24 protein-coding genes and 1 riboswitch are annotated in these 26832 nt (G+C 70.6%); of the genes, 5 read left to right on the top strand and 19 right to left on the bottom strand.

What is annotated here, in order from left to right; genetic code table 11:
• Nucleotides 1-12: 12 nt before the first annotated feature.
• Complete coding sequence (locus ACH4TV_RS20275) at nt 13-936, top strand: transketolase family protein (RefSeq protein ID WP_398399908.1); 924 nt, start codon at nt 13-15, stop codon at nt 934-936.
• Between the two features lie 28 nt (nt 937-964).
• On the opposite strand, the gene ACH4TV_RS20270 is transcribed toward ACH4TV_RS20275, so the two are convergent.
• From ACH4TV_RS20270 to tdh, 4 genes are all read right to left on the bottom strand, one after another.
• Entirely contained in the window at nt 965-1327 is a 363-nt protein-coding gene (locus ACH4TV_RS20270) for an MmcQ/YjbR family DNA-binding protein (RefSeq protein ID WP_398399906.1), read from the bottom strand.
• A 71-nt stretch (nt 1328-1398) separates the two neighbouring features.
• A complete protein-coding gene (locus tag ACH4TV_RS20265; RefSeq protein WP_398399904.1) occupies nt 1399-2301 on the bottom strand; it encodes a LysR family transcriptional regulator in 903 nt (300 codons plus the stop codon).
• A 65-nt stretch (nt 2302-2366) separates the two neighbouring features.
• Entirely contained in the window at nt 2367-3578 is a 1212-nt protein-coding gene (locus ACH4TV_RS20260) for a glycine C-acetyltransferase (protein ID WP_398399902.1), read from the bottom strand.
• A 219-nt stretch (nt 3579-3797) separates the two neighbouring features.
• Complete coding sequence (gene tdh, locus ACH4TV_RS20255) at nt 3798-4835, bottom strand: L-threonine 3-dehydrogenase (protein ID WP_398399900.1); 1038 nt, start codon at nt 4833-4835, stop codon at nt 3798-3800.
• 392 nt (nt 4836-5227) lie between these two features.
• Between tdh and ACH4TV_RS20250 the strand changes: the two genes are divergently transcribed.
• A complete protein-coding gene (locus ACH4TV_RS20250; RefSeq protein ID WP_398399898.1) occupies nt 5228-7114 on the top strand; it encodes a DUF2264 domain-containing protein in 1887 nt (628 codons plus the stop codon).
• A gap of 14 nt (nt 7115-7128) precedes the next feature.
• On the opposite strand, the gene ACH4TV_RS20245 is transcribed toward ACH4TV_RS20250, so the two are convergent.
• From ACH4TV_RS20245 to ACH4TV_RS20220, 6 genes are all read right to left on the bottom strand, one after another.
• The gene (locus ACH4TV_RS20245; protein WP_398399896.1) at nt 7129-7734 is read right to left on the bottom strand and encodes a GAF domain-containing protein; all 606 of its coding nucleotides are present in this window, start codon (nt 7732-7734) and stop codon (nt 7129-7131) included.
• The gene (locus ACH4TV_RS20240; protein ID WP_398399894.1) at nt 7731-8339 is read right to left on the bottom strand and encodes a GTP-binding protein; all 609 of its coding nucleotides are present in this window, start codon (nt 8337-8339) and stop codon (nt 7731-7733) included. Before ACH4TV_RS20240 ends, ACH4TV_RS20245 begins: the two co-directional genes overlap by 4 nt.
• Nucleotides 8317-8688: a DUF742 domain-containing protein gene (locus ACH4TV_RS20235; protein WP_398400708.1), complete on the bottom strand. Its 372-nt coding sequence runs from the start codon at nt 8686-8688 to the stop codon at nt 8317-8319. Before ACH4TV_RS20235 ends, ACH4TV_RS20240 begins: the two co-directional genes overlap by 23 nt.
• A gap of 2 nt (nt 8689-8690) precedes the next feature.
• The gene (locus tag ACH4TV_RS20230; protein WP_398399892.1) at nt 8691-9125 is read right to left on the bottom strand and encodes a roadblock/LC7 domain-containing protein; all 435 of its coding nucleotides are present in this window, start codon (nt 9123-9125) and stop codon (nt 8691-8693) included.
• A 92-nt stretch (nt 9126-9217) separates the two neighbouring features.
• Nucleotides 9218-11320: a sensor histidine kinase gene (locus ACH4TV_RS20225; RefSeq protein ID WP_398399890.1), complete on the bottom strand. Its 2103-nt coding sequence runs from the start codon at nt 11318-11320 to the stop codon at nt 9218-9220.
• 374 nt (nt 11321-11694) lie between these two features.
• The gene (locus tag ACH4TV_RS20220; RefSeq protein WP_398399888.1) at nt 11695-12951 is read right to left on the bottom strand and encodes an MBL fold metallo-hydrolase; all 1257 of its coding nucleotides are present in this window, start codon (nt 12949-12951) and stop codon (nt 11695-11697) included.
• Nucleotides 12952-13191: 240 nt separating this feature from the next.
• On the opposite strand from ACH4TV_RS20220, the gene ACH4TV_RS20215 reads away from it, so the two are divergent.
• Together ACH4TV_RS20215 and ACH4TV_RS20210 are read left to right on the top strand one after the other, a co-directional pair.
• Nucleotides 13192-14382 carry a Glu/Leu/Phe/Val dehydrogenase dimerization domain-containing protein gene (locus ACH4TV_RS20215; RefSeq protein ID WP_398399886.1) on the top strand — a complete coding sequence of 397 codons (1191 nt, stop codon included), beginning with the start codon at nt 13192-13194 and terminating at the stop codon, nt 14380-14382.
• Between the two features lie 46 nt (nt 14383-14428).
• Complete coding sequence (locus ACH4TV_RS20210) at nt 14429-15043, top strand: TetR/AcrR family transcriptional regulator (protein ID WP_398399884.1); 615 nt, start codon at nt 14429-14431, stop codon at nt 15041-15043.
• A gap of 140 nt (nt 15044-15183) precedes the next feature.
• On the opposite strand, the gene ACH4TV_RS20205 is transcribed toward ACH4TV_RS20210, so the two are convergent.
• The 4 genes from ACH4TV_RS20205 to ACH4TV_RS20190 all read right to left on the bottom strand — a co-directional run bounded on the left by ACH4TV_RS20205 (nt 15184) and on the right by ACH4TV_RS20190 (nt 20465).
• Nucleotides 15184-15969 carry an SGNH/GDSL hydrolase family protein gene (locus ACH4TV_RS20205; RefSeq protein WP_398400706.1) on the bottom strand — a complete coding sequence of 262 codons (786 nt, stop codon included), beginning with the start codon at nt 15967-15969 and terminating at the stop codon, nt 15184-15186.
• Nucleotides 15970-16091: 122 nt separating this feature from the next.
• Complete coding sequence (locus tag ACH4TV_RS20200; RefSeq protein ID WP_398399882.1) at nt 16092-16811, bottom strand: DUF6250 domain-containing protein; 720 nt, start codon at nt 16809-16811, stop codon at nt 16092-16094.
• A 143-nt stretch (nt 16812-16954) separates the two neighbouring features.
• Nucleotides 16955-17911, bottom strand: a complete 957-nt coding sequence (locus ACH4TV_RS20195; RefSeq protein WP_398399880.1) for a peptidoglycan DD-metalloendopeptidase family protein — start codon at nt 17909-17911, stop codon at nt 16955-16957.
• 4 nt (nt 17912-17915) lie between these two features.
• A riboswitch (cyclic di-AMP (ydaO/yuaA leader) is annotated at nt 17916-18093 on the bottom strand.
• 284 nt (nt 18094-18377) lie between these two features.
• Nucleotides 18378-20465, bottom strand: coding sequence for an alpha-galactosidase (locus ACH4TV_RS20190; RefSeq protein WP_398400704.1), 2088 nt, complete (start codon nt 20463-20465; stop codon nt 18378-18380).
• Between the two features lie 169 nt (nt 20466-20634).
• Here ACH4TV_RS20190 and ACH4TV_RS20185 point away from each other — a divergent pair, with 169 nt between their 5' ends.
• Nucleotides 20635-21432 (top strand): tyrosine-protein phosphatase, encoded by a 798-nt coding sequence (locus ACH4TV_RS20185; protein WP_398399878.1) that lies wholly within the window; start codon nt 20635-20637, stop codon nt 21430-21432.
• 28 nt (nt 21433-21460) lie between these two features.
• On the opposite strand, the gene ACH4TV_RS20180 is transcribed toward ACH4TV_RS20185, so the two are convergent.
• The 5 genes from ACH4TV_RS20180 to ispG all read right to left on the bottom strand — a co-directional run bounded on the left by ACH4TV_RS20180 (nt 21461) and on the right by ispG (nt 26830).
• A complete protein-coding gene (locus ACH4TV_RS20180; protein WP_398399876.1) occupies nt 21461-21583 on the bottom strand; it encodes a DUF6126 family protein in 123 nt (40 codons plus the stop codon).
• Nucleotides 21580-22215, bottom strand: coding sequence for a helix-turn-helix domain-containing protein (locus ACH4TV_RS20175; protein ID WP_398399874.1), 636 nt, complete (start codon nt 22213-22215; stop codon nt 21580-21582). The genes ACH4TV_RS20180 and ACH4TV_RS20175 overlap by 4 nt, the downstream gene beginning before the upstream one ends.
• An 83-nt stretch (nt 22216-22298) precedes the next feature.
• Complete coding sequence (locus tag ACH4TV_RS20170) at nt 22299-23708, bottom strand: aspartate aminotransferase family protein (protein WP_398399872.1); 1410 nt, start codon at nt 23706-23708, stop codon at nt 22299-22301.
• Nucleotides 23705-25630, bottom strand: coding sequence for a 1-deoxy-D-xylulose-5-phosphate synthase (dxs, locus tag ACH4TV_RS20165; RefSeq protein WP_398399870.1), 1926 nt, complete (start codon nt 25628-25630; stop codon nt 23705-23707). Before dxs ends, ACH4TV_RS20170 begins: the two co-directional genes overlap by 4 nt.
• Nucleotides 25631-25672: 42 nt before the next feature.
• Nucleotides 25673-26830, bottom strand: a complete 1158-nt coding sequence (gene ispG, locus ACH4TV_RS20160) for a flavodoxin-dependent (E)-4-hydroxy-3-methylbut-2-enyl-diphosphate synthase (protein WP_398399868.1) — start codon at nt 26828-26830, stop codon at nt 25673-25675.
• Nucleotides 26831-26832: the final 2 nt, after the last annotated feature.

Below are 26832 nucleotides of genomic sequence, written 5' to 3'. Positions count from 1 at the left end.
ATCCACTCCTCCATGGACACCATGCGTGACCGTTTCGCCCCCGTCCTCTCCCGGCTGCTCGACGAGGATCCACGCGTCGCCGTCGTACTCGCCGAGATCGGGGCCGCCACCTTCGCTCAGGCGCGGGCCCGGCATCCCGACCGGGTGATCAACGTGGGCATCCGTGAGCAGCTGCTCGTCGGAGCCGGCGCGGGCCTGGCGCTCACCGGCATGCGCCCTGTCGTACACACCTTCGCGAGCTTCCTAGTGGAGCGGCCCTTCGAACAGGTCAAGCTCGACCTCGGGCACCAGGACGTCGGTGCCGTGCTCGTGAGCGCCGCCGCCTCCTTCGACTGGCCCGCGGGCGGCCTCACGCACATGGCACCCGGTGATGTGGCCCTCCTCGACACCCTGGACGGCTGGACCGTACACGTGCCGGGGCACCCCGACGAGGCCGAGGCGCTGCTGCGGCACGCGGTCGCCGCGGGCGACGACAAGGTGTACGTACGGCTGTCGGTGCAGTCGAACGCGGAGGCGCTCGCGGTGGACGGCGAACGGCTCCTCACCCTCCGCGAGGGCCGCTCCGGTGTCGTGATCGCCGTCGGGCCGATGCTCGACGCGGTGCTGGACGCCACGGAGGGCCTCGACGTCACCGTCCTGTACGCGACGACCGTACGGCCCCTCGACACGGCCACGCTGCGCCGGGCCACGGAGACGGCGGGCACCGACGTCGTCCTCGTCGAGCCGTATCTCGCGGGCACGTCGACGGCCGTCGTGAACGACGCGCTCTCCGACGTGCCCCACCGGGTGCTGGGCCTGGGCGTGGGTCGCCGAGAACTCCGGAAGTACGGGGACATCGAGGACCACATCGCCGCGCACGGGCTCGATGCGCGGACTCTCCGGGAGCGGATCCAGGGGTTTGTGGCGGACTCTCACACCGCCTCCGTACGAATCTGAACCCGCCGCTCGCCGTCGCCGTTCGCGTTCAGTCGCCGGCATCCGGCGCCCCCAACTCCGGGTAGGCGTCGATCAGTCGGGGCGGGGCCGCCTGGCGCCAGGAGTCGGCGAGGATGTCACGCAGTTCGTCCTCGTCCTCCAGCGCGGCCAGCCGCACTCTCACCCAGGCGAACCCCGCCTCGTGGTCGGCGATCCAGAACTTCTCCGGCTCGGCCAGGACCAGTTCGTCGCGCTCCTCCTTCGGGCAGCGCACGGCGATGGAGGTCTCGTCCTCGGGCAGCGTGGCGAACATCTTCTCCGCCACGCGGAACGTGGGCATGCTCCAGGCGATCTTCTCCGTCGTGTCCGGCAGGGAGAGGGAGATACGGCGTACGTCTTCGACTTCCGGCATGCAACGCACCGTAGCCAATGCCACTGACAATCACCCGCGAGTCTTCGCGATCACCCGGTGGGAGCGCCCGCTCACACCTGCGCCGCCGTGCCGAGCGCCGTCAACACCGGGCGGATCAGCGGATGTTCCTCCGCTCCCTTGCGTACGGCCGCGAAGACCCTCCGCGTGGGCGCGACCCCGTCGACCGGTCGCACGACCACACCCGTGAGGTCCATGCCGCGTAGCGCCGAGCGCGGTACGAGGGCCACGCCCGCGTCGGCGGAGGCGAGGGCCACGACCGCGCGGAAATCGTCCGAGGAGTGTTCGAGGCGGGGCCGGAAACCGGCGTTCTCGCAGGCCAGGACGACCACCTCATGGCAGGGATTGCCGGCGTACGGGCCGATCCACGGGTCCTTGGCCAGTTCGGCGAGCGGCACCTCCGGGGCGTCGGCAAGGCGGTGGGTGACCGGGACGACCGCGTCGAAGGGCTCGGCGTAGAGGTGGACGTGGGTGAGGCGGGGGTCGTCGGCCGGCGGCGCTCCCCGGTACTCGACGGCCACCGCGACGTCGACCTGCCGGTCGAGCACCATGGGCAGGCTGGCGTCGCCCTCGGCGTCCTGGACGCGGAGCCGGATGCCGGGGGCGGTCTCGGCGAGGCGGGCCAGGGCGGGGGCCACGACCAGGGCGATGCCGGTCGCGAAGGCGGCGACGGTGACCGTGCCCGCGGCGCCCGAGCCGTACGCGGCGAGCTCGGCCTCGGCCCGCTCCAGCTGGGCGAGGACCACGTTGGTGTGGCCGAGCAGGATCTCGCCGGCCGCGGTCAGCCGTACGCCCTTCGCACCGCGCTCCACCAGGCGGTGGCCGGTCTCCTGCTCCAGGGCGGCCAGCTGCTGGGAGACGGCCGAGGGGGTGAGGTACAGCGCGGCCGCGGCTGCCGTCACCGTGCGGTGGTCGGCCACCGCACGGAGGATGTGGAGCCGCCGAGCTTCGATCATGCAATCGATTCTCTCAAATGCCCGCTCACCGGGAGCCCGCCCGCATCCCGCTCTCGGCCTCGGTCTCAGTCGGCCGCCGGTTCTGCCAGTTCCGCGCGCGCCGCCACGAAGGCGTCGACCGCGCGGTGCACGTCATCCGTGGAGTGCGCGGCGGACAGCTGCACACGGATGCGGGCCTTGCCCTGCGGCACGACCGGGTACGAGAAGCCGATCACGTAGACCCCGCGCTCCAGGAGCAGCTCGGCCATCCGGCCGGCCACGGTCGCGTCGCCGATCATCACGGGGGCGATGGCATGGTCGCCGGGAAGGACGTCGAAGCCCTCCTCGGTCATCCGGTGGCGGAACAGCGCGGTGTTCTCGGCGAGGCGGGTGCGCAGGTCGTCGGCGGTCTCCAGCAGGTCGAGGACCTTCAGCGAGGCCGCCGCGATCACCGGGGCGAGGGTGTTGGAGAAGAGGTACGGCCGGGAGCGCTGACGCAGAAGGGCGACGATCTCGGCGCGGGCGGCGACGTAACCGCCGGAGGCGCCGCCGAGCGCCTTGCCGAGGGTGCCGGTGACGATGTCGACGCGGTCCATGACGCCGTGCAGTTCGGGGGTGCCCCGGCCGCCCGGACCGACGAAGCCGACGGCGTGCGAGTCGTCGACCATCACCATCGCGTCGTACCGGTCGGCGAGGTCGCAGATCTCATCGAGGGGTGCCACGTACCCGTCCATGGAGAACACGCCGTCCGTCACGATCAGCTTCCGGCGCGCGCCGCCCTCGGTGGCCTCCTTCAACTGCCGCTCCAGATCGGCGAGATCACGGTTGGCGTAGCGGAAGCGGCGGGCCTTCGACAGCCGGATGCCGTCGATGATCGAGGCGTGGTTGAGGGCGTCGGAGATCACCGCGTCCTCGGCGTCGAGGAGGGTCTCGAAGACGCCTCCGTTGGCGTCGAAGCAGGAGGAGTAGAGGATCGTGTCCTCCTGGCCGAGGAAGGCCGAGAGCCGGGCCTCCAACTCCTTGTGCACCTCCTGCGTACCGCAGATGAAGCGGACGGAAGCCATGCCGTAGCCCCAGCGGTCGAGCGCCTCGTGGGCGGCGGCGACGACCTCGGGGTGGTCGGCGAGGCCGAGGTAGTTGTTGGCGCAGAAGTTGAGCACCTCGCCGGGACGCCCGCCCCCGGTGACGTTCACGGTCGCGGACTGCGGGCTGCCGATCACGCGCTCGGGCTTGTGCAGACCGGCGGCACGGATCTCGTCGAGGGTGGCGCGGAGGTCGTCGCGCACGGAGTCGAACATCTCAAAGCTCCTAAGAATGCAGGTGACTTAGACCGACCGGCGATTGGAGGGCGGCGTCGCGGGGTCTGGCACGCACTCCCCCACTGCCTCAAGGGCGTGGGGGGACCCCCAGCCGCGTTGTCGTCGGTCGCGATGGCTCCGCCATCACTCCCTCCTCCGCCTTGCAGCTGCACGCACCAGACCCCGCTCCTTCTCCCACCCTCCAATCGCCGGTCGGTCTTACGCGGTCCAGTCGAGGATGACCTTGCCGCCCCGGCCGCTCGCCGCGTCCGCGAACGCGGCCTCGTGGTCGCGGTGGTCGTACCGGCCGGTGATGACCGGGGCGAGATCGAGGCCGCCTTCGAGCAGCACCGACATCGCGTACCAGGTCTCGAACATCTCACGGCCGTAGATGCCCTTGATGGTGATCATGGAGGTGACGATCCGGGCCCAGTCGACCGCGAACTCCTCGGCCGGCAGGCCGAGCATCGCGATGCGTCCGCCGTGGGTCATGTTGGCGATCATGTCGCGCATCGCCTCGGGGCGGCCGGACATCTCCAGGCCGATGTCGAAGCCCTCGCGCAGGCCGAGGGCGCGCTGACCGTCGGCGATGGTCGCGCCGGAGACGTTCAGCGCCAGGCTCGCGCCGATCTTGCGCGCCAGTTCGAGCCGTTCCTCGCTGACGTCGGTGACGACGACGTTCCGCGCCCCCGCGTGCCGGGCCACCGCGGCCGCCATCAGGCCGATCGGACCGGCCCCGGTGATCAGGACGTCCTCGCCGACCAGCGGGAAGGACAGCGCGGTGTGCACGGCGTTGCCGAACGGGTCGAAGATCGCCGCCACGTCGAGGTCCACCGGCACCCGGTGCACCCACACATTGGCGGCGGGCAGCACCACGTACTCGGCGAAGGCACCGTCCCGGCCGACGCCGAGCCCCACCGTGGCCCGGCACAGGTGCCGACGCCCGGCGAGACAGTTGCGGCACCTGCCGCACACGAGGTGCCCCTCGCCGCTGACGCGGTCGCCCACGGAGATGTCACCCCTGCCGGTGACATCGCGTCCGGTCCCGACGACCTCGCCGACGAACTCGTGCCCGATCACGAGCGGCGTACGGATCGCCTGCCGCGCCCAGCCGTCCCAGGCCCGGATGTGCAGGTCGGTACCGCAGATGCCGGTTCTGAGCACCTTGATCAGGACGTCACCGGGGCCGACCTCCGGTTCCGGTACGTCCACGAGCCGCAGCCCGGGCTCCGCCTTCTCCTTGACCAGCGCCTTCATCGCTACGACTCCTGTGGGTGAGGCCCGGGCCGAGGCACGCCGAAGGCGCCCGGGCCGGGGAGAGGGGTGAGCAGTGAGCGGTGAGGTCGCCGGCAGGACCGACGAGGAACGCGAGACGAAATCTGCCGTACCGCGGCCCGGCGGTCCATCGAGGTTTTCTTAAGCGCCGCCGCAGCTTTCCTTCACGCCTGCACCTCCTCCGTCCGCCCCCGAGGGACGAGGACCGGACGACAGCTGGCATATCCCTATTGGCCGGATGAACGACAACAGCGGCACACCTGTTGATCCGACCGGAACTGTCAGCCGTATCCCTTCTGGGAAACCACGCGAACCACCACGCGAACCGACCACCGCGCCCCGCCGGGGCCCGTCCAAGGAGTCAGGAACCCGTCATGCCCGCACCGCACTTGGCGCTACCGCCGAACGACCGGGTCCTGTCGCTGTTCACGGGCTGGACCCGGGCGCACTGGGAGGCGCTCGCCGACCGGCAGTTGGCGGCGCTGGTCCCCCATGCGACGCCGGGTCTCGCGCAGTACCGGCTGCCGGGCCGGAACTCCTCGGCGGGCGTGGTGTCGGACGGACTCGAGGGTTTCGCGCGGTCATTCCTGCTGGCCTCCTTCCGGATCGCCGGAGCGGCGGGGGACGTGGATTCCCGACTCGTAGAACGCTATACGCAGGGTCTGACAACGGGCACGGACCGTGACAGCGGCGAGGCCTGGCCCGAACTCACCGACTGCTCCCCGCCGATGGCCGAGGCGGCCTCGATCGCCATCGGGCTGCACGAGACCCGCCCCTGGATCTGGGACCGGCTCGACGTGGACGTACAGGAACGGATCGTCGACTGGCTCTGGGGTTTCGTGGGCCGCCGTACCCGCGACGACAGCGGGCGGCTGTGCCAGGTGATCGCCGAGCAGTTCCTGGCCTCGGTGGGAGCGCCGCACCGCCAGGAGGACATCGACGGCGGCCTCGACCGGATCGACGACTGGTATGTCGGCGGCGGCTGGTACAGCGACGGGGACGGCCGCACGTTCGACTACTACGTCGGCTGGGCGCTGCACCTGTACCCGCTGCTGTGGTGCCGGATGGCGGGCACCGAGGACGGCGGGCGCGGCCGGGTCTACCGCCGGCGGCTGGCCCAGTTCCTCGCCGCCTATCCGCACTTCTTCGGCGCGGACGGCGCCCCCGTCCACCAGGGCCGCTCCCTGACGTACCGTTTCGCCGCGACCGCTCCCGTCTGGCTGGGCGCGCTGGCGGAGTGCACTCCCCTGGCGCCGGGGCTGACCCGGCGGCTGGCCTCGGGCGCGGTGGCCCACTTCGTGGAGCGCGGGGTGCCCGACGAGCGCGGGCTGCTGCCGCTGGGCTGGTACGGCACGTTTCTGCCCGCGACCCAGGCGTCCTCGGGGCCCGGGTCGCCGTACTGGTCGAGCATGGCCTTCCTGGGCTTGCTGCTGCCCCCGGAGCACCCGGTGTGGACGGCCCGTGAACGGCCGCTGCCCATCGAGGAGTCCGACCAGTACACGGCGCTGCCGGGACCGGGCTGGCTGCTGCACGGCACCCGGCACGACGGCATCGTGCGTCTCGTCAACCACGGCAGCGACCACAACCCGATGGAGGGACCGGCCGCCGACGATCCGCACTACGCCAAGTTCGGCTACTCGACGGCCACCGCGCCCGAGACGAGCGAGGTGGCCTGGAAACGGAACGTGGACGGCCACCTGGCGCTCCTCGCCCCCGACGGCACGGCGTCACGCCGGCGCAGAATCCTTCCTCTGCACTGTTCGGGGCGGGTCGCCGCCTCCCGGTACGAAGCCGAACTCCCCGGCACCGAAGGGGAGTTCCAGGTCGAGTCGACGAGCGTGCTGCACGGCTCCTGGGAGATCCGCGTGCACCGCGTGCAGGCGCCGGCCGGCGCGGCGGTGCGCGAGGGCGGCTACGCGGTGGCCGACACGGCCCTGCCCGAGGCCGAGCGGGGTGACGGCTGGGCACTGACCCGTACCGGCGACGGCCTGACCAGCGTGGTCGTCGCACTGCACGGCTGGGACGACGCCACCGGCGTGGCCCGCGAGGTCGACGCGAACGCCTTCGGCCCGCACTCGGCGACGCCGTACCTCCAGTGCGCGGCCGAATCCCCGGGCGCGAGCAGGCTGTTCGTCACCCTGGTCGCGCTGACCAGGGACTCCGTGCATCCGCAGGCCCTGCGCGAGGCGGTGTCGTGCGCCGTGACGGAGGAGGGCCGCGCCCTGATCATGTTCCCGGACGGAGAGACGGTCTCCGTGTGACGCAGGCGTCGCCCTCAGAGAAGGCCGCCGCCCTCCCCCGGCGCGAGGGGCGCGAGCCGGCCCGCCAGTTCCGCCGCCATCTCCTTGATGGTCTCCAGCCCCGCCCTCCCCCACGGGCGGGGCTCGATGTCGGCGACGCACACCGTGCCCAGCGCCATGCCCGTGGTGTCGATGACCGGCGCGCCCAGGTACGAGTGGATGCCGAACTCGTCGACGACGGGGTTGCCCGCGAAGCGCGGATAGTCACGGACGTCCTCCAGGACGAGCGCCTTGCGCCGGACCACCACATACGGGCAGAACCCCTGGTTGCGCGGCAGCCGACGGCCCAACCGCGGCTTCACGTCCTCGGAGTCGGCACCGGAACCAGACCCGGAACCATTGATACCTGTAGCGGCCGGGACATGGAGCCCCGCGAAGAACTGCCGTTCCTCGCCGATGAAGTTGACCATCGCGTACGGCGCGCCGGCCAGCTCCGCGAGGCGGTCCGCGAAGGCGTCCAGGGCGGGCTCGGGCCGTTCGCCCAGGCCCAGCCCGCTGAGGCGGCGGATGCGGGCGGGTGCCTCCCTGTCCTCGGGGGTCAGCAGCAGACGACCGGCCGGGCGTGGCGGGTCGTAGCTCATGGGCGGGCTCCCTCACTGTGGGCACTGGGTGCGGGCGCCGGCGCATGGGCGAGCAGATGCCGTACGAGGGTGAGCAGGGTCTGCACCCCCGAACTGGAGATACGGGCGTCGCAGCGCACGATCGGAATCCCGGGGTCGAGGTCGATCGCGGCACGTACCTCCTCGGGTTCGTAGCGGTACGAGCCGTCGAACTCGTTGATCGCGATGATGAAGCCGAGGCCGCGCTGCTCGAAGAAGTCGACGGCCGCGAAGCAGTCCTCCAGGCGCCGGGTGTCGGCGAGGATCACCGCGCCGAGCGCACCCTCGGAGAGCTCGTCCCACATGAACCAGAACCGTTCCTGTCCGGGTGTCCCGAACAGATAGAGGACGTGTTGCGGGTCCAGGGTGATGCGGCCGAAGTCCATCGCCACGGTCGTCTCGATCTTGTTCTCGATGCCTTCGAGACTGTCGGTCGAGACACTGACCGTGGTGAGCAGTTCCTCCGTGCTGAGCGGCGCGATCTCGCTCACCGCGCCGACAAGAGTCGTCTTGCCGACTCCGAACCCTCCCGCCACCAGGATCTTCAATGCGGTGGGGAAGGGATCAGAGCTGTCGTCGTAGTCCATCGAGCACTGCCTCCAGAAGAGACCGGTCAGTGGGGTTGTGGTAGAACTCGGGCGGTTTCGTGGTCAGGGCCCCGCAGTCGACAAGGTCGGACAGCAACACCTTGGTGACCGCCGCCGGCAGTTTCAGATGGGCGGCCACCTCGGCGACCGAGACGGGCACACGGCACAGATCGAGTGCCTGTGCGTGCTCGGGGCCGAGGTAGCCGAGAGGAGTGGCTCCGGTGGACATCACCTGTGACATCAGATCGAGGGCGGTGGTCGGCCGGGTCCGGCCGTTGCTGACGGTGTAGGGGCGCACGAGCCGTCCGGCCGCGTCGTCGAGCCAGGGCCCGTCGCCGGCCGCCGTCACGCTCAAGGCCTCATCGCCGAGGGTTCGACGGCGGACTGCCGGGGCGCGGTCATCAGGTACGGGCGGACGCTCTTGACCAGCATCGCCATCTCGTAACCGAGCACCGCGGCATCGGCCTCGCGGCCGGCCAGCACGGCGAGACAGGTGCCGGATCCGGCGGTGGTGACGAACAGCAGGGTCGAGTCGAGCTCGACGACGACCTGGCGGACCTCACCGCCGTCCCCGAACCGGACGCCCGCGCTGCGTCCGAGGGAGTAGAGACCGGAGGCCAGGGCGGCCATGTGGTCGGCGCTGTCCGGGTCGAGTCCGTGGACGGACTTCACGAGTCCGTCGCAGGACAGGAGTACCGCGCTCGTGGTGTGCGGTACACGCTGGACGAGACCGCTCATCAGCCAGTCGAGATCGGATACATGGCCGGTCGGCACATCGCTCGCCATGGTGGATCGACTCCTTGGGGTACGAAGGTCTGCGGGAGCGCTGAAGGTGGGGGCAGGGTTGGTGCTGCGGGGGGTGGTACCGCGGGGGGTGATCATCCGGCCGGTGTGCTCCCGTCGTGCCGGGCAGTGAGGTCCAGGTCGTGTCCGGGCGCGCGCAGCCGGTGCGCCTCGGCTATGTGGGAGGTATCCATGGGCGGCGGTACGTCCGTGGAGTCCATGGAGGACCCGGCGACATCGGTGCGGCCCTCGTCCCCGGCCGGCCGCATGGACACGCGCTCCATGGCCACCGGTTCCAGGGACGACGCCTGCGGCCCGGCCTGCGTCGTGTACGTCGGCTCCGCGTACGTCGGTTCCGGGGGCGCCGTTTCCCCGTACTCCGCCTCGTAGCGCGCCGCCGCGAGGGCCGGGTCCGTGTAGTCGGGCTCCAGTTGGCGCGCCTCGGCGAGTCCCACGCCACGCTGGAACGCGGCCATGAGGCCGGGGTCGTGTCCGACCAGGTGATCGCTCTCGGGGCGGGGCGCGGCCGGGCCGCCGCGCAGTTGGGGCGCGATGTGTTCCTGGGCGCGTCGGCGGGGCAGCTGGGGCTTGCCCATGGTGCCGCGCACGGCGGTGGCCCGTGGGGCGGTCGGTGCGGCCACGTTCTCGGCGACGGTCCGCCGCTCGTCGGAGCTGATGCCGGGCATCGCCTCCGCCGGGTTGGGCCGCTCCACACGGGCCCCCCGTACGGGCAGCGGTGCCGGGCGGCCGTTCGGCGACGGCGCCGCCGGCCGGGGCGCCTCCCGCCGCCGCTGCGTCGAACCGCCGGGCTGCGTACCGGGTCCGGGCGTCCCGGGTCCCGGTGGCCGCCCCTCGTGGGCGGCGGCGGACGGCCGCTGCCGGGGCGGCTCGGGCACCCGCCGCATGCCCCCGGTCTCGTGGGCCTGGGCAGCTGCCTGGGGCCGAGCCGACGCCTGCGGCTGCGGTACGCCCCCGGATCCGCCCGGCTCCGTATCCGCGCCCAGCAGTGCCTGCGGCACGACGAGCACGGCCTGGACGCCGCCGTAGATGTTGGTCTGGAGGCGGACGTGGATGCCGTGGCGGCGGGCGAGCTGGGAGACCACGAAGAGTCCGATGCGGCCATCCTGGAGCAGGCTGGCGACATTGACCTGGTCGGGGTCGGTGAGCAGCTGGTTCATCTTGTGCTGCTCGCCCACCGGCATGCCGAGTCCGCGGTCCTCGACCTCGACCGCGAGCCCCGAGGTGACGAGGTTGGCGCGCAGCAGCACTTGCGTGTGCGGGGCGGAGAACACCGTGGCGTTCTCGACGAGTTCGGCGAGCAGGTGGATGACGTCGGCGACGGCGTGTCCGCGCAGGGTGCCGTCGATCGGGGGCACGAGCTTGACCCGTGAGTACTGCTCGACCTCGGCGATGGCTGAGCGCAGCACCTCCGTCATGGAGACCGGGTTGCTCCACTGGCGGCGGGAGACGGCGCCGCCGAGCACGGCGAGGTTCTCGGCGTGCCGCCGGATGCGGGTGGCGAGGTGGTCGACATGGAAGAGGCCCTTGAGGAGGTCCGGGTCCTCGATCTCGTGTTCCAGCTCGTCAAGGATGGAGATCTCGCGGTGCACGAGCGACTGGAGGCGCCGGGCGAGGTTGACGAAGACCTCGACCTTCTGTTCGCTGCCCGCCTGGCTGGAGAGCTGCGAGGCCTGGACGACCGCGGTGAAGGCACCGTCGTGTGCCCGGGCGAGGTCGCCGGCGAGCAGTTCGAAGTCGTCGGCGTCCGCGGCGGGCCCACCGCGCGGCTTGCGGGCCGGCGGCGCGTCGCCACGCCGCAGCGCGTCGACGAGAGCGCGCAGGTCGACCTCGCCGCGGGCGCTGGTGCGGCGCAGCGCGCCGATGCGTTCGTGTACGGAGCTGGCGGCGCGGTCGGCGGCCACCAGGGCGATCACGATGCCCCCGAGGGCCACGCCGACCGCCCCGGCGAGTACGGCGAACAGGGCGAGGCTGGGCCGTACCTCCGCGGAGCGGGTGATGAACAGGACGGCCGCGCAGGCGCTGAGGGCGACCGCGAGGGGCGGCAGCACGGCGAGCCGCATGAGCTGGGGCCGTATGTGGGTCTCGGGCAGCGAGGGGACGGCACGGGCGACCGGCCGACCGTGCCGACCGCCCTCACGGCGGTCTGCGCGGGGGGCCGGTGCGCGGAGGTGAGACATCTTCGTCCTCGTACTGGTACGTCGGGACCTGGGGACCGCGCGTCTGCGCGGCTCGGGCGTGCGCCATCACGGTGCCGGTCGGGAGAGCCGAAGAAATCGACCCGGTGTCGCCCGGCGGCCACTCACAGTAGTCGGCAACGCGTCAGGTGCGGTGGGCAGTTGACAAACTCCCCCGGACCGCGTGCCACTCTGGTATGAGGCCTCGCACGGCAGACCGATAAACCCCTCGTACGCCCGTTCCCCTGCCCCACTGGATCGATCAGACCTGGTCGGAACCGGTCACGAACAGACGGCGAGGGCCGGGGAGCCACCTGCTCCCCGGCCCTCGCCGTCCGTACGGCTGTCCGTCTGTCGTCCGTTTTCGCCCGTCGCCGTCAGCCCGCGGAAACCGCCCTGGGCTCTCCGCTCCCGTCGGCCGTGCCCTCCGAAATGTCACCGGCTGTGTCGGTCCGGACCTTGTCCACATCAGCCGTACGAGGGACACCGACCGCTCCGCCGGCCTCGACCGCCGGCCATCCGCCCGCCGGGACCGGGGCCACGCCACGCCACCAGGGCTCCGAGGGGACGGTCTCCGCGGTGGGTTCGAAGGGCTCGCCCGGGTGCGGGAGCCCGATCCGCGCGCCCGCCTTGCGGGCCGCGGCGATCGTGCCCTCACCGGGGTCCGCCCACGCGTGCGCCGCCAGATTGAAGGTGCCCCAGTGGATCGGCAGCATCAGACCGCGGGGCACCCCGCCCTGGAGGTCGAGGTGGGCACGCATGCCCTCCTCCGGGGTCATGTGGATGTCGGGCCAGAACTCGCTGTAGGCCCCGATCTGGATCATCGTGGCGTCGAACGGCCCGTGGTCGGCGCCGATGTCCCGGAAGCCCTCGAAGTACCCGGTGTCGCCACTGTGGTAGACGCGGTGCTCCTCACCGGCGACGACCCAGGAGGCCCACAGGGTGTGCTGGGTGTTGCGCAGGCCCCGGCCGCAGAAGTGGCGGGCCGGGGTGGCGGTCAGGGTGAGGCCGCCGACCTTCGTCGCCTCGTGCCAGTCCAGCTCGCGCAGCCGGTCGTCGGAGACACCCCAGCGCTCCAGATGGGCGCCGACGCCGAGCGGCACCGCGAACAGCGTGTCCGTGCCGGCCAGCGCCTTGATCGTGGGCATGTCCAGATGGTCGTAGTGGTCGTGCGAGATGACCACGACGTCGACCGGACCGAGCGCGGCCAGCGGCACGGGCACCGGGTGCAGCCGCTTGGGCCCGGCGAAGGCGAACGGCGAACAGCGCTCGCCCCAGACCGGGTCGAAGAGCACGCGCTGTCCGTCGATCTCGGTGAGCACACTGGAGTGCCCCATCCAGGTCAGCCGGAGACCGCTGACCGGGGGTTTGGCGAGATCGGCGAGCGTCGTGGCGTGCACGGGCACGGTGCCGGTCGGAGCGCGGCGAACGCGGTCCTCTTTGCGCAAGGAGGACTTCGCGAACTCGAGCATGGCGCCGTCGGGCCGGGGGGTGCCGGGCGGATTCGTGAAGACCCCGTCAGCGAAGTGCGGCGATCTGCGGATCCGCGCCAGGCGCTCCCCACTCGGGTCCGCGCCGAAGGCAGCGGGCCGCAGCGCACGCAGCCCGGCGCTGGGGGAACGGAATCCGGTCACGGTACCTCCAGGTGGAGTCGGTCAGGCATTCCATTATGGTCGCCCTCTCTGACACTCCGGTGTCGTGCACGTGTCGGCGGCGTCATTCCAAGGAAAGACCAAAGTTCGGACACCGAAGGGTGACTGAAGTCTACGGAAGCCGACGAAACGCGACCCAAGGGCCGCACGAGGGACGCGGAGCGCGCGGCGCCGGGGCTGCACGACAGCCACAACTGAACGACGAGTCAGTATATTGCGCGTATGGCAACCCCTCACAACGCTCCCCTCCTCTCCCTCACCTGGACCGATCACGTCACCGGCCGCCAGGGTTTCCTCGTCGTCGACAGGCTGGTGCGGGGCGTGTCCAGCGGCGGACTGCGGATGCGCGAGGGCTGCACCCTGGACGAGGTCGCCGGGCTCGCCCGCGGCATGACCATGAAGGAAGCCCTGCACTACAACCCGCAGGGCCGCTACATCCCCCTGGGCGGTGCCAAGGGCGGGGTCGACTGCGATCCCCGGGACCCGGCGGCGTACGGCCTGCTGGTGCGCTATCTGCGCGCGGTGCGGCCGTACGTCGAGAGCGTCTGGACCACGGGCGAGGACCTCGGCCTCACCCAGGACCTCGTCGACCGGGCGGCGACGGAGGCCGGGCTCGTGTCGTCGATCCAGGCCGTCTATCCACTGCTGGACGACGAGACCGCGGCCCGCGCGCGGCTCGCGGACGCGTTCACGGTCGAGGTGGACGGCATCGGGCTCGACGAACTGGTCGGCGGCTGCGGGGTCGCCGAGTCCGTACTTGCGGCGCTCGACCGGGCCCGGCTGCCGTACGCCGGGACACGGGTCGCCGTGCAGGGGCTCGGCACGATGGGCGGGGCCACGGCACGCTTCCTCGCGCGCGCGGGACTCGTGATCGTGGCGGTCGCCGACATCAAGGGCACGATCGCCAACCCAGCCGGCCTCGACGTCGAGGCGCTGCTCGCGGCGCGGGACACGTTCGGCACCGTGGACCGCGCGGTGTTGCGCCCCTACGACCGTGAACTGCCGGGCGACGCCTGGCTGTCCGCCGGTGCGGAGGTGCTGGTGCCGGCGGCGGTCTCGTACGCCGTCGACACCGGGAACCAGGAGCGGATCACCGCGCGTTGGATCGTCGAGGCCGCCAACATGCCCGTACTGCCAAAGGCCGAGGAACTGCTCGCCGCGCGCGGCATCGTCGTCCTGCCGGACGTGGTCGTCAACTCCGGGACGAACGCCTGGTGGTGGTGGACGCTGTTCGGTGACATCGGCGCGGACGCGGAGGAGGCCTTCGCGTACACCCGGCGTTCGATGCGTGCCCTGATCGACCAGGTGCTCGCGCGCGCTGAGGCCGACGGGGCGACTCCGCGGGCGGCGGCGCACGCGATCGTCGAGGACAGGCTGCCGGTGATCGCGGAACGGTTCGGCTGGTACCGCTGACAGGGCTCTGCGGCATCGCCTCCTGACGACGGATTACTGTGGCCGCGTGGCAAGGGTGCGGTTGAGTGTGGCCGAGCGGCGCGAGGATTTGTTGCGGGCCGCCATCGGGCAGATTGAGGAGCGGGGCGTGGCGGCGGTCAGGATCGCCGACGTGGCCGCTGTCCTCGGGGTGAGCAACGCGCTGGTGCTGTACCACTTCTCGACCAAGGAGAAGCTGGTCGCCGCCGCGTTCCGGTACGCGGCCGAGGCCGATCTCACCCACCTGGGCAAGCTCCTCGGGCGCCGTTCACCGGCGCTGCGCCGCCTGCGGTCCGCCGTGCGCTGGTACGCGCCGACCGGTCAGGCCAAGGGCTGGCGGCTGTGGATCGAGGGGTGGGCGGTGTCCCTGCGGGACCCCGCGCTGCGGGAGGTCGCCGGCGATCTGGACCGGCGCTGGAAGGCCGCGATCACCGAGGTCATCGCGGAGGGCGTGGCCGCGGGCGAGTTCCAGTGCCCCGACCCCACGGGCACGGCGCTGCGGCTCACGGCGCTGCTGGACGGGCTGGCCGTCCAGATGACGGCGTACGACGGGGTGTCGCGGGCGCGGGCGGAGCAGTGGGTGGACGCGGCGCTGGCTGGTGAACTGGGGCTTCAGCGCGCGGCGTTGACCTCCGGCGGGTGAGTCGGTGTGGGCCGGCGAGTCGGTGTGGGCGCCGGTCCTGGGGGCTGCCGCCCCCAGACCCCCGCTTCGGCCTGAACGGCCTCGTCCTCAAACGCCGGACAGGCTGAGGTTGCCCGCCCGGCGCTGAAAACCAAAAGAGCTCACGCGACCCAGTCGATGCGGCTCTTGATGTCGTCCGGCGAGAGATGCCCCTTCGCCGTCACCTCATCCCCCGACGACTCCCCCCGCAGCCTCCGTCCGATCCACGGAACCAGGTACTGGCGGGCCCAGTGGACGTCGTCGCGACGGATCTCCAAGGTGCCTCGGGGAGGCAGCGGCGGCCAGGGCTGGTCCGGGTCGGCCGGGATTTCGAGGCCGAGGACCTGGCCCGCGCGCAGGGCGACACGGGTGTGGCCCTCAGCGGAGAGGTGCAGTCGGTCGCCGTCCCAGGCCCGCCGGTCCTGGATGGTCTTCAGGGACCACAGGTCGAGCACGGGACAGCCGTACCGGTCGGCGATGGCCCGCAGATGTCCGTTGTACGTGGCGATCTTGCCGCGCATGTGCTTCAGCACCGGGACGTTGCGGGTGTCGAAGCCGGTCGTCACCATGACCGTGCCGACCGTCGAGGTGAGGTCGATCACCGCCCGCTCGAAGCGCTCGGCGACCTCGTCGGGGTCGCTGCCGGGCCGGATGATGTCGTTGCCGCCCGCGCAGAAGGAGATCAGGTCCGGCGCCTGCTCCTTCGCGCGCGGAAGCTGCTCGGCCACGATCTGGTCGAGCAGCCTCCCGCGTACAGCGAGGTTGGTGTAGTCGAAGTCGCCTTCGGAGCGCCGGTCCGCGAGCAGTACCGCGAACCGGTCGGCCCAGCCGACGAACGCCCCGTCGGGGCCGGGGTCGCCGACGCCTTCGGTGAAACTGTCCCCCACCGCCACGTACGACCCGATCACTGCTCTGCCGTCATTCTTCGAATCGTCTGCCACATCGGCCCATCATTCCCCTTCCGATGTGAGCTACGCGACCGTAGGAAAGGGTTGACTCGCGGTGAGATAAGCCACTCGTCAAGTATTGGTCAACCCGGAATACCGGGCGCGCACAGCTCATGGACCCTGAAGTCGCTGATCCGGAAGTGGCTCCACGTCGTACGGAAGGCGAAGTGCCCACTCGTGTACGGGTCCGGGTCGGTGTAGTCGAACACGAGCCGCCCGTTGTTCCACCAGCGGACCGTCGAACCGGCCGAGACGATCCGCACCCGATGCGGCGCGTTCGGGACGAGCAGCGGCTCCGTGTAGTCGTAGATCAAGGGGCGTACGCCGGCCTCACCGACGTAACGGCGCAGCCTGGTCGTCGTGTTGGTGTTGGCTCCGTAGCCGACGTAGTACGTCTTGAGGTAGTCGTACTCCGCGAGGGCACCGCCCCGCGGGGTGGCGAAGAGGTCGTCAGGGGAGCGGACGTCGACCGCGTTCCAGAAGTTGTTCAGGTCGGAGACCCGGTCGTTCACCCCGCCCGCCGAGATCGGCGTGGCCGTGTACTCGATGACGTACGGGCCTTGGAAACCGCGCTTGAACCAGACGGTCGCGCCGCTGGGTACGTCGATCTCCAGGGCGCCCCGGGCCGCCGTGACGCTGCCGCCGTCCTGGAGTTCCACGGCCCACTGGCCGAGACCGTGCCGGAAGTCGTCGCGGGCTATCAGGCGTCCGCGCGTGGCGGCACTGGCACTCGCGGCCGGGACGAGTGCGGTGAGCGCCGCGCCCGCGGCCAGGACTCCGAAAGCTCTGCGGGTGGTCGTCACGAGGCGGCTCCTTGAGGGGAAAGCGCTTACACGGTGCGGGAGTTCACTATCGCACCCGCACCCACACAGGCACCGACCGCACCGAAGGCCGGACCCGGGGATCGGGTCCGGCCTTCGGCGGGAGTTCTCGCGGAGGGTGGGCGTCAGCCGACGGCCACGCCCTGCGAGCGGAGGTACGCGACCGGGTCCACGTCGGAGCCGTAGTCCGGGGTGGTGCGGATCTCGAAGTGCAGGTGCGGTCCGGTCACGTTGCCGGTGGCACCGGAGAGGCCGACCTGCTGGCCCTCGGTCACGGTCTGGCCGGCCGAGACGGAGAGCTGGGAGAGGTGCGCGTACTGGGCGTAGTAGCCGTCGGCGAGCTTGATGACGACCTGGTTGCCGTACGCCCCGCCCCAGCCGGCGGAGACGACCGTGCCGGCGCCGACAGCCTTGAGGGAGGTGCCGGTCGGGACGACGAAGTCGACGCCCGTGTGGTAGCCGCTGGACCACATGCTGCCCGCCACGCGGTAGGCGGTACCGACGGCGGCATCGGCCACGGGGAGGGTGTAGCCGCTGGAGCTGCCGGTGTCGGCGGCCTCGGTCTGCGCCGAGGTCTCGGCGGCCGGCTTCGACTCCTCCGTCTGCGTGGACTTCGAGGAGGACCCCGAAGAAGACGACGAAGACGAGGAAGAGGGAGACGAAGACGGCGAGGTCGACGCGGCCTTCTTGCCGATGGTCAGCTTCAGACCGGGGTGGATCAGAGCCGGGTCGGCGCCGATCGCCGTGCGGTTGTCCGAGTAGAGCTTCTGCCAGCCACCGCTGACGCTCTGCTCCTGGGCGATCTTCGAGAGGTAGTCGCCGGCCTGGACCGCGTACGTCTTCACGCTCGCCTTCTTGGCGGCGGCCTTTTCCGACTTCGCGGAAACGGACTCGACCGTTACGGACGTGACCGCTCCCGAAAGGGACTGAACGGACTGGGTGCCGGCCTCCGCCGTGGCCGCGTGGGCGCCGGTGGCTCCCAGCAGCGGCAGGGCGAGAGCCGCTCCGCCGGTTCCGGCGACGGCTATCGAGCGAGTGAATCGCTGGGACTTCGGGCGGCGGTGCTTACCCTTCGCGGGCATGACGAATTCCTCTCCGTCGCCTGCGAGGTGAGCTGTCGGGTGCGGACTGGAGATGTCCGGCCACGCCTGAACGTGACTTAACCCCAAGCCTGTTCCAGAGACCGGAACAGGCGTTCTACCTGTGGGTCCCCCGCTCCTGCCGTGGTCGGGTGCTCGATGCGGGATCCGGGCGGCGGCAGGATTGGGCGTCCGTCCGGATTGGTGGCGAACGTAAGCGACCAAGACGCACGGAAACAAGCCTGAGGTTCCCTGTGTAAGGGTTTCCTGTGATCCTCCCCAGAATTACCGGTCACTGTCCGTCAATCCCGGATCTTTCCGCCCCTCGAACTCCCTTAAAACACGCCGAAATTACGTGAACATGACGGCGACAGACGGTCACGGATATGACGCTGCTCACTCGACCTATTCACAGCAACCTTTATTCCCAAGCGAGTTGGAATGAAGGCCCCATTAGCGGACAGAAGCATCAAAGGCGACGCAGTCGGAAAACTGCCGCATCAAGGTCGCCCTTCAGTCCGGTCCGCAGCCCACGGTGCAACAACACGGCACCCCGGTGGACTTCACCTGTTTCGCGGCATTCGTACGTACCTGTCGGGTCGAGTCCGCGCAGCCGCACCGCCGGAACCGGCTCCCCGTGGTGCTGCGCCTGGAGCCAGGCGAGGACGACCGTCTCGTCCCCGAGCACGTACTGCACCGCGCTCAGGCCACCGGCCGGCCGGCGCAGCCGGTAGAGGTCCCCGCGCTGCACCACGGGCCGGATCTCCTTGTACAGGCCCACCCACTCCCCGGCCTCGGCGAGCTCCTCCTCCGTCCACTTCGCGAGGTCGCCGCCGACGCCGAGCACCCCGGCCATCGCACTCACGAACCGGAAACGCAGCGAGCTGACCCGGCCGTTGAGCTGGGTGTTCGGGCTGTCCGTGACCCAGGCGGCCATCACCCGCGCCGGGTGGATCTGACTGAACCCCTCCTGGATGGCGAGCCGGTCCAGCGGGTCGGTGTTGTCGGAGGTCCACACCTGGTCCGTACGGGCGAGGACACCGAGGTCGATCCGGCCGCCGCCGCCCGAGCAGGACTCGAAGGCGACGTTCGGATGCGCCGCCCGCAACCGGTCCAGCAGGGCGTACAGCCCGTGTACGTGGTCGACCCACAGGCGCTGCGGGTAGTCCTCGCCGGGCCAGCCCGCGTCGGTGAAGCAGCGGTTGAAGTCCCACTTCACGTAGTCGACCGGGGCGCTGGAGAGAAGCGCGTCGAGCTGCTCCCAGAGGTACTGCCGGACATCCTCACGCGCGAGGTTCAGTACGAGTTGATTGCGGAACTCCGTCCGCTTTCGTCCCGGTTGGAACTGTACCCAGTCGGGGTGCGCGCGGTAGAGGTCGCTGTCCGGGTTGACCATCTCGGGCTCGACCCAGATGCCGAACCGCATCCCCAGGGCGTGCACATACTCGGCGAGCGTCCCCAGGCCCGCCGGGAAGCGGTCCGGGTTGGGCGTCCAGTCGCCGAGGCCGGCCCGGTCGCTGGTGCGGGCCCCGAACCAGCCGTCGTCCACGACGAACAGCTCGACGCCCATCGCGGCGGCCCGCCGGGCCAGCGTGCCCTGCTGCTCCTCGGAGATGTCGAACTCCGTGGCCTCCCAGGAGTTGTAGAGCACGGGCCGGTCCCGGTCCGCGTCCGGAATGACGAACGCGCGCTGGTACGCGTGCCACGCGCGGCTCGCCCCGCCGTGACCGGAGTCGGTCCACAGCCCCGCGAAGACGGGCGTGCTGAAGGACTCGCCCGCCGCCAGCCGCAGCAGACCCGAGTCGTCGTATCCGGCACCGCCGGTGATCTGCACGCGGGCGTCGGGCAGCTGGGCGACGGCGATCCGCCACGACCCCGACCAGCCAAGCGCGCACGCGTACACCTCGCCGTGCTCCTCGGTCGCGTCGGTGTCGAGCGCCACCCAGGGCAGATGCTGGTGCCCGGTGTGACCGCGCCGGCTGCCGATGACCTTCTCACCGTAGGTGAGGTCAGAGCGCACCAGCCGGGACTCGGCCGCCCAGCGCCCGTGCAACTGGGAGAGGCGCCAGCCCTCGCGCTCGGGGAGCGTCCAGGTGGCGGAGTCCGCGCGGAGCAGCTCCAGCGGGCCGCCGGTCCCGTCGGGCACGTCGTGGGTGAGGGTCGCCCAGCGCTCCACCACGTCATGGCGCATCCGGTAGTGGAGCGTGATCGCCAGCCCCGCGTCACGGAACCGCAGCCGCAGTTCGCCGCCCTCCGCCTCCTCGTACGCCTCGAACCGCCATTCGGTGCCCCGGCGCTCGTCGGTCCGCACGGACAGCGCGGGCCGTACGAAGCGGGGGCCGCCCTCGACCGGGTACTCCTCGTGGCCGTCGAGCGGGGACTCGAAGGGCCAGTAGTCCGGCAGCGGACGGACCGCGAGCGCCTCCGCGTCGGCGAGGGCGATCCGCGGGCCCCAGTGCAGGTGCAGCAGCTCGTCGTCCTCGGTCAGATGGACGGCGTAACTGCTCGTGGGTCCCGAGAGAAGCCACGTACGACCGGTTCCGGCGATTTCCAGCATCATGTCCCCACAGATCCGAACAGGCACGCTCACGTCTCAACATCATCAAGGGCCACAGGCCCGACGGCAACGCCTGTGGAAAACTCCTTGGCCTATCCAGGCATGTCGTATCGTCGAAGCGCGCCCGTCGACGAGCAGCGTCCGCGGGGCGGTGTGGGAGGGAGCCCTCGTGACGCAGCAGGTCCCGTCGACCGAGCCCGAGCTGGGCGGCGTACGAAACTTCCGTGATGTGGGCGGCCTGCCGACCGTTGACGGGCGGCGCGTGGCGCCCGGACGGCTGTTCCGCAGCGGTCATCTCGCCCACGCGACCGACGAGGACGCGGCGTTTCTCGGCTCACTCGGACTGCACACGATCTTCGACTTCCGCAACGCGGCGGACATCAAGCTGGAGGGGCCGGACGTCGAGCTGCCGGGGGTGCGCAACCTGAACATCCCGCTGTCCGACCCGGCGCACGGCGCGGAGTTCTGGAAGATGGTCCGCGACGGCGATCTCGACGAACTGCGCAGCCTCCTGTCCGACGGCAAGGGCGAGCAGCGGATGATCAACTCCTACCGCGAGATCGTCCGGGACCGCACGGCCGAGCACTCACTGATGATCCAAGCGCTCGCCGAGGACAGCGTCCCGGCTCTGATGCACTGCGCGGCCGGCAAGGACCGCGCGGGCCTGTCCATCGCGGTGACACTTCTCGCGGTAGGGGTGGAGCGCGACGCCATCGTCGCCGACTACATGGAGTCGAACGCGCAGCACCGCCGCTACAAGGTGCGCCGCAACGGCTCAGCGGCCCGGGCCTACAGTCCTGAGGTCCTGGAACTGCTCAACCCGCTCTTCGGTACCCGCCCCGAGTATCTGACGGCGGCCATGGAAACGGTCGAGGAGACCTGGGGCAGCGTCGACGGCTATCTGGCACAAGGGCTGGGTGTCACCCCGGAGGTACGGGAGCGGCTGCGCGAGCGGTTCCTCGACTGAGCCGGCCGGCTCGCCACCACTTCCGCCACTACTTCTTCGCCCCCACCTCGAACAGCAGGTAGATGAAGGCGGCGAAGACGTGCCCGACCGCGATGTAGATGATCAGCCGGACCCACAGGGCCCGGGGGAACTTCTCTTCCATGTCCCTCATGGCGTCACTCCAGTGGTGGGGCCCGTGGTCGGGCCGAGGCAGAGGGCAGCGGTGGGGCTCTGCAGCAGGGTGTGGACGAAGAGCAGGTCGGTCCCGCTACGGACGTCGGCGGCGAGCCGGTGCGGGGTCAGCGAGTCGAAGTGCGCGCTGTCCCCCGGTGCGAGGACGTGGGCGGTGTCCCCGAGGCGCAGCCGCAGCCGTCCTTCGAGGACGTACAGCCACTCCTCGCCGGGGTGGACGCGCACGATGTCGCCCTGCGCCCCGTACGGCACATGGACGCGAAGGGCCTGCATTCCGCGCCCCGACGCCCCGGCCTGCCAGTACGACCAGCCGCCGGCAGGCGTCGGCTCCATGTCGGCGGCGCGCACGACCGCGTCCCGGTCGGCGACGGTCTCACCGAGCAGTTCGGAAACTGTCGTACCGTAAATTCGAGCGAGTCCGAGCAGCATCGGCAGTGAAGGCTGGCGCTGCCCGGTCTCCAGGCGCGAGAGATGAGCGGGCGACAGCCCGGCGGCCCGCGCGGCGGCCTCCAGGGTCAGGGAGGCGCGGCGGCGCAGCGCGCGGAGCTGCGGTGCGACGGCGGGCAGGTCCTCGACCGGCCCGGACGCCGGCCCAGGTTCGGGAAGGCTCATGCCCTCCATTCAGCCGCAGCCTTGCCTCCGGGGCAAATTCCTTGCCTCAGAGGCAAAAGCCGCGGGTCTCACCGGCCCCGCCCCTACCTGTTGGCGACCGCCTGCTTGACCAGCGTCTTCCCGAAGTCCCACATCAGCCCGTTCCCACCGTGCGCGTCGTCCATCACCGCGGTGAAGGCGTCGACGAACCGGTCCACCTCCCGCTCCCCCACGACCAGCGGCGGAATCAGCTTGATCACTTCCAGGTGGTCGCCGGAGACCTGAGTCAGGATCCGGTGGCGCTGCAACAGCGGTACGACCACCATCTGGGCGAACAGCCCCTTGCGCGCCGCCTGGAGCATCGCCCAACGGCTGCGCAGCTTCAGCGACTTGGGCTTCCCGAACTCGATGCCGATCATCAGACCCCGGCCGCGTACGTCGGCCAGCAGCTCGTACTTGTCGACCAGCGCCGCCAGTCGCGACCTCAACTGGTCCCCGGTGGCCCGGGCGTTGGCGACGATCTGCTCGTTCTCCATGACCGACAGGACGGCCAGCCCCGCCGCCATGGCCTGGGCGTTGCCCCCGAAGCTGGCCGAGTGCACGAGCACGCGGTCGATCGACGAGTAGACCTTCTTGAAGATCCACTCCTTGCCGAGCGTGGCGCCCACGGGGACGTATCCGCCGGACAGTGCCTTCGCCACGCATACCAGGTCGGGCTCGACCCCCTCCTCGTGCTGGTAGGCGTAGAAGTCACCTGTCCTTCCCAACCCCGTCTGCACCTCGTCCGCGATGAGCAGCGCCTTGTGCTGGTGCAGCAACTCCTGGGCGGCACGCAGATATCCGGGGGGCGCCTCGTGCACCCCCTTGCCCTGGATCGGTTCGACGATCAGGGCGGCCACGTCGCCCTTCCTCAACTCCCTTGCCAGGGCGTCGAGATCACCGAGCGGTACGGCGGTGTCGGGCAGCAGCGGGGCGAAGCCGTCCCGGAAGCCGTCCTCGCCGTTGACGGAGAGGGACCCGGTGGTGAGGCCGTGGAAGGCGTGCGTGCAGTACAGGACACGCGGCTTCCCGGTGGCGTACCGGGCGAACTTGAGCGCGGTCTCCACCGCCTCCGTACCGCTGTTGCCGAAGAACACGCGGTCCAGGTGCGGGCTGTGGGCGAGGAGCCGCTCGGCCAGCAGTCCGGGCAGCGGCTGGCAGTCGAAGCGCGTGAGGTCGGCGAGCTGGGCGTCGAGGACGTCGTGCAGCGCCTTGCGGACCACGGGGTGGTGGCGGCCGAGGCCCATCACGCCGAACCCGGCGAGCATGTCGAGGTAGTCGTCGCCGTCCGCGTCCCAGAAGTACGCGCCCTCGGCCCGCTCGTAGACCTTGTCGAAGCCGATGGTGTGCAGCATGCGCGGGAGCTGGTGGTTGAGATGCCTGCTGTGCAGCTCGTAGCGCTCGGCGCCGCGCTCGGCCAGCAGCGCGGCAAGGTCGAACTCCCCTGCCGGGGACCCGGGTTCAGCGGTTGTCATTCCTGTTTCTCCTTGGCCTTCCCCTGGGACAGCTCTTCCTTGGACAGCTCTTCCTTGATGGCCAGTCCGGCGCTGATCCGTCCGGCGATCTCGACGGGCGTGAGGCCGATGTCGGCGAGGACCTCACCGCGCTTGGCGTGCGCGAGGAACTGCTCGGGGATGCCGAACCGCCGTACGGCTACGTCGACTTCGGCGTCGCCGAGGGCCAGGGCCACCGCGGCGCCGACCCCGGACGCACGGCTGTTGTCCTCGACGACGGCCACCATGCGGTGTCCGGCGGCGAGGCCGGGCAGCGCGGGATCGACGGGCTTGACCCAACGCGGGTCCACGACCGTGCAGTTGATACCGCGCGCCTCCAGCAGCTCGGCCGTCTGGAGGCACACCGGAGCCATCACCCCGACGGCCACCAGCAGCACCTCGGCCGCCTCCTCGGACCGATGGAGCACATCCATGCCGCCCACTCGGCCGACCGCGTCGATCGTCGGCCCGACCGACTCCTTGGGGAACCGGATCAGCGTGGGCGCGTCGTCGACGGCCACCGCTTCCCGCAGCTGGGCGCGGAGCTGGTCGGCGTCGCGTGGTGCGGCGATGCGCAGGCCGGGCACGACCTGGAGGATGGACAGGTCCCACATGCCGTTGTGTGACGCTCCGTCAACTCCGGTGACACCGGCCCGGTCCAGTACGAACGTCACCCCGCACCGGTGCAGCGCGATGTCCATCAGCAGCTGGTCGAAGGCCCGGTTGAGGAAGGTGGCGTACACCGCCACGACGGGATGCAGACCCCCGGTCGCGAGCCCCGCCGCCGACACGGCCGCGTGCTGCTCGGCGATACCGACGTCCCAGATCCGGTCGGGGAACCGTGCGGCGAACTTGCCGAGGCCCACGGGATGCAGCATGGCCGCCGTGATCGCGACGACATCGTCCCGCTCTTCCCCGATCCTGACGATCTCGTCGCCGAACACCGAGGTCCAGGAGGGCCCGTTGGAGGGTGCGAGCGGCTCACAGGTGAGCGGGTCCATCACGCCGACGGTGTGGAAGTGGTCCTCCTCGTGCGATCGCGCGGGCTCGTAACCGCGTCCCTTCTCCGTCAGGCAGTGGATGAGTACGGGCCCGTGGAAGCGTTTCGCGCGCCGCAGGGCGGACTCCACGGCCCCGATGTCGTGCCCGTCGATCGGGCCGACGTACTTCAGCCCCAGGTCCTCGAACATGCCCTGCGGCGCGAAGGCATCCTTGAACCCCTTCTTCGCGCCGTGCAGGGACTCGTAGATGGTGTTGCCGATGACGGGCGTACGCAGCAGCACGTCCTTGCCCCAGGCCAGCACCTGCTCGTAGCTGTCCGTCGTCCGCAGGGTCGCGAGGTGGTTGGCGAGGCCGCCTATGGTCGGCGAGTAGGAGCGTTCGTTGTCGTTGACGACGATGATCAGCGGCCGGTCCTTGGCCGCCGCGATGTTGTTGAGCGCCTCCCAGGCCATTCCGCCGGTGAGCGCGCCGTCGCCGATGACCGCGACGACGTGCCCCTTCTCGCCCTGTACCTGGCGGGCTTTGGCGAGCCCGTCGGCCCAGCCGAGCGCGGTGGAGGCGTGGCTGTTCTCGATGATGTCGTGCTCGGACTCCTCACGCGAGGGATAGCCGGAGAGGCCGCCCTTGCCGCGCAGCTTGGAGAAATCCTGACGCCCCGTCAGAAGCTTGTGTACGTAGCTCTGGTGGCCGGTGTCCCACAGGATGCGGTCGACCGGTGACTCGAAGACCCGGTGGAGCGCGATGGAGAGTTCCACCACCCCCAGATTGGGCCCGAGATGGCCGCCGGTCCTGGCCACCGCGTGCACCAGGAACTCCCGTATCTCGTCGGACAGTTCACCGAGTTCCGCCTCGGACAGCGCCTTCAGGTCGCGTGGTCCCCGGATGGTCTCCAGAATTGTCACGCTCGGGCCCCCTCTTCTTCCGTACTCATCAGCCCGTACTGATCAGCTCACGGTGACCGCCGGTTCCCCCGACGCGACGCCGTCCTGCTCCATCTGTTCGGCGATCTTCATCGCCTCCTCGATCAGGGTCTCCACGATCTTCGACTCGGGCACGGTCTTGATGACCTCGCCCTTCACGAAGATCTGCCCTTTTCCATTGCCCGACGCGACCCCGAGGTCGGCCTCGCGCGCCTCGCCGGGGCCGTTCACCACACACCCCATGACCGCGACGCGCAACGGCACTTCCATGCCCTCCAGACCGGCCGTGACCTGGTCGGCGAGCTTGTAGACGTCGACCTGGGCACGACCGCACGACGGACACGACACGATCTCCAGCCGCCGTTGCCGCAGGTTCAGCGACTCCAGGATCTGGTTGCCGACCTTCACCTCCTCGACCGGCGGCGCGGACAGCGAGACGCGGATCGTGTCGCCGATGCCCTCACTGAGCAACGCCCCGAAGGCCACGGCCGACTTGATGGTCCCCTGGAAGGCGGGACCGGCCTCCGTGACGCCCAGGTGCAGCGGGTAGTCGCACTGTTCGGCGAGCTGCCGATAGGCGTTGACCATGATCACCGGGTCGTTGTGCTTCACCGAGATCTTGATGTCCCGGAAGCCGTGCTCCTCGAAGAGGGACGCCTCCCAGAGCGCCGACTCGACGAGCGCCTCCGGCGTCGCCTTGCCGTACTTCTGGAGCAGACGCCGGTCCAGCGAACCGGCGTTGACCCCGATCCGGATCGGCGTGCCGTGGTCGTTGGCGGCGCGCGCGATCTCCTTCACCTTGTCGTCGAACTGCTTGATGTTGCCGGGATTGACGCGGACGGCGGCGCAGCCGGCCTCGATCGCGGAGAACACGTACTTCGGCTGAAAGTGGATGTCGGCGATCACCGGGATCTGCGACTTGCGCGCGATCGTCGCCAGCGCGTCCGCGTCGTCCTGCGTGGGGCAGGCGACGCGGACGATCTGGCAGCCGGACGCGGTGAGTTCGGCGATCTGCTGGAGCGTGGCCCCGATGTCCGACGTACGCGTCGTCGTCATCGACTGGACCGACACCGGGGCCCCGCCCCCGACCGCCACCGGCCCGACCTCGATGCGCCGGGAGACCCGGCGATCGGCGATCGGACGGACCGGTACCTCGGGAACGCCCAAGGAGACGGCGGTCACGA

It is taken from the genome of Streptomyces sp. NPDC020898, assembly GCF_044333925.1.
Classification (GTDB): Bacteria; Actinomycetota; Actinomycetes; order Streptomycetales; family Streptomycetaceae; genus Streptomyces.
The sequence above is the reverse complement of the archived record's forward strand: the minus strand, read 5'-3'. Positions and strand labels throughout refer to the sequence as shown.

What these genes read in the sequence shown, in the direction of transcription:
- ACH4TV_RS20175 (WP_398399874.1), bottom strand. Translation starts at nt 22,215, where the DNA reads ATGAGCCTTCCCGAACCTGGGCCGGCGTCCGGGCCGGTCGAGGACCTG.
- ACH4TV_RS20190 (WP_398400704.1), bottom strand. Translation starts at nt 20,465, where the DNA reads ATGCTGGAAATCGCCGGAACCGGTCGTACGTGGCTTCTCTCGGGACCC.
- ACH4TV_RS20230 (WP_398399892.1), bottom strand. Translation starts at nt 9,125, where the DNA reads ATGGCGAGCGATGTGCCGACCGGCCATGTATCCGATCTCGACTGGCTG.
- ACH4TV_RS20170 (WP_398399872.1), bottom strand. Translation starts at nt 23,708, where the DNA reads ATGACAACCGCTGAACCCGGGTCCCCGGCAGGGGAGTTCGACCTTGCC.
- ACH4TV_RS20195 (WP_398399880.1), bottom strand. Translation starts at nt 17,911, where the DNA reads ATGCCCGCGAAGGGTAAGCACCGCCGCCCGAAGTCCCAGCGATTCACT.
- ACH4TV_RS20225 (WP_398399890.1), bottom strand. Translation starts at nt 11,320, where the DNA reads ATGTCTCACCTCCGCGCACCGGCCCCCCGCGCAGACCGCCGTGAGGGC.
- tdh (WP_398399900.1), bottom strand. Translation starts at nt 4,835, where the DNA reads ATGAAGGCGCTGGTCAAGGAGAAGGCGGAGCCCGGGCTGCGGCTCGTG.
- ACH4TV_RS20245 (WP_398399896.1), bottom strand. Translation starts at nt 7,734, where the DNA reads ATGAGCTACGACCCGCCACGCCCGGCCGGTCGTCTGCTGCTGACCCCC.
- ACH4TV_RS20180 (WP_398399876.1), bottom strand. Translation starts at nt 21,583, where the DNA reads ATGAGGGACATGGAAGAGAAGTTCCCCCGGGCCCTGTGGGTCCGGCTG.
- ACH4TV_RS20250 (WP_398399898.1), top strand. Translation starts at nt 5,228, where the DNA reads ATGCCCGCACCGCACTTGGCGCTACCGCCGAACGACCGGGTCCTGTCG.
- ACH4TV_RS20270 (WP_398399906.1), bottom strand. Translation starts at nt 1,327, where the DNA reads ATGCCGGAAGTCGAAGACGTACGCCGTATCTCCCTCTCCCTGCCGGAC.
- ACH4TV_RS20275 (WP_398399908.1), top strand. Translation starts at nt 13, where the DNA reads ATGGACACCATGCGTGACCGTTTCGCCCCCGTCCTCTCCCGGCTGCTC.
- ACH4TV_RS20265 (WP_398399904.1), bottom strand. Translation starts at nt 2,301, where the DNA reads ATGATCGAAGCTCGGCGGCTCCACATCCTCCGTGCGGTGGCCGACCAC.
- ACH4TV_RS20215 (WP_398399886.1), top strand. Translation starts at nt 13,192, where the DNA reads ATGGCAACCCCTCACAACGCTCCCCTCCTCTCCCTCACCTGGACCGAT.
- ACH4TV_RS20240 (WP_398399894.1), bottom strand. Translation starts at nt 8,339, where the DNA reads ATGGACTACGACGACAGCTCTGATCCCTTCCCCACCGCATTGAAGATC.
- ACH4TV_RS20260 (WP_398399902.1), bottom strand. Translation starts at nt 3,578, where the DNA reads ATGTTCGACTCCGTGCGCGACGACCTCCGCGCCACCCTCGACGAGATC.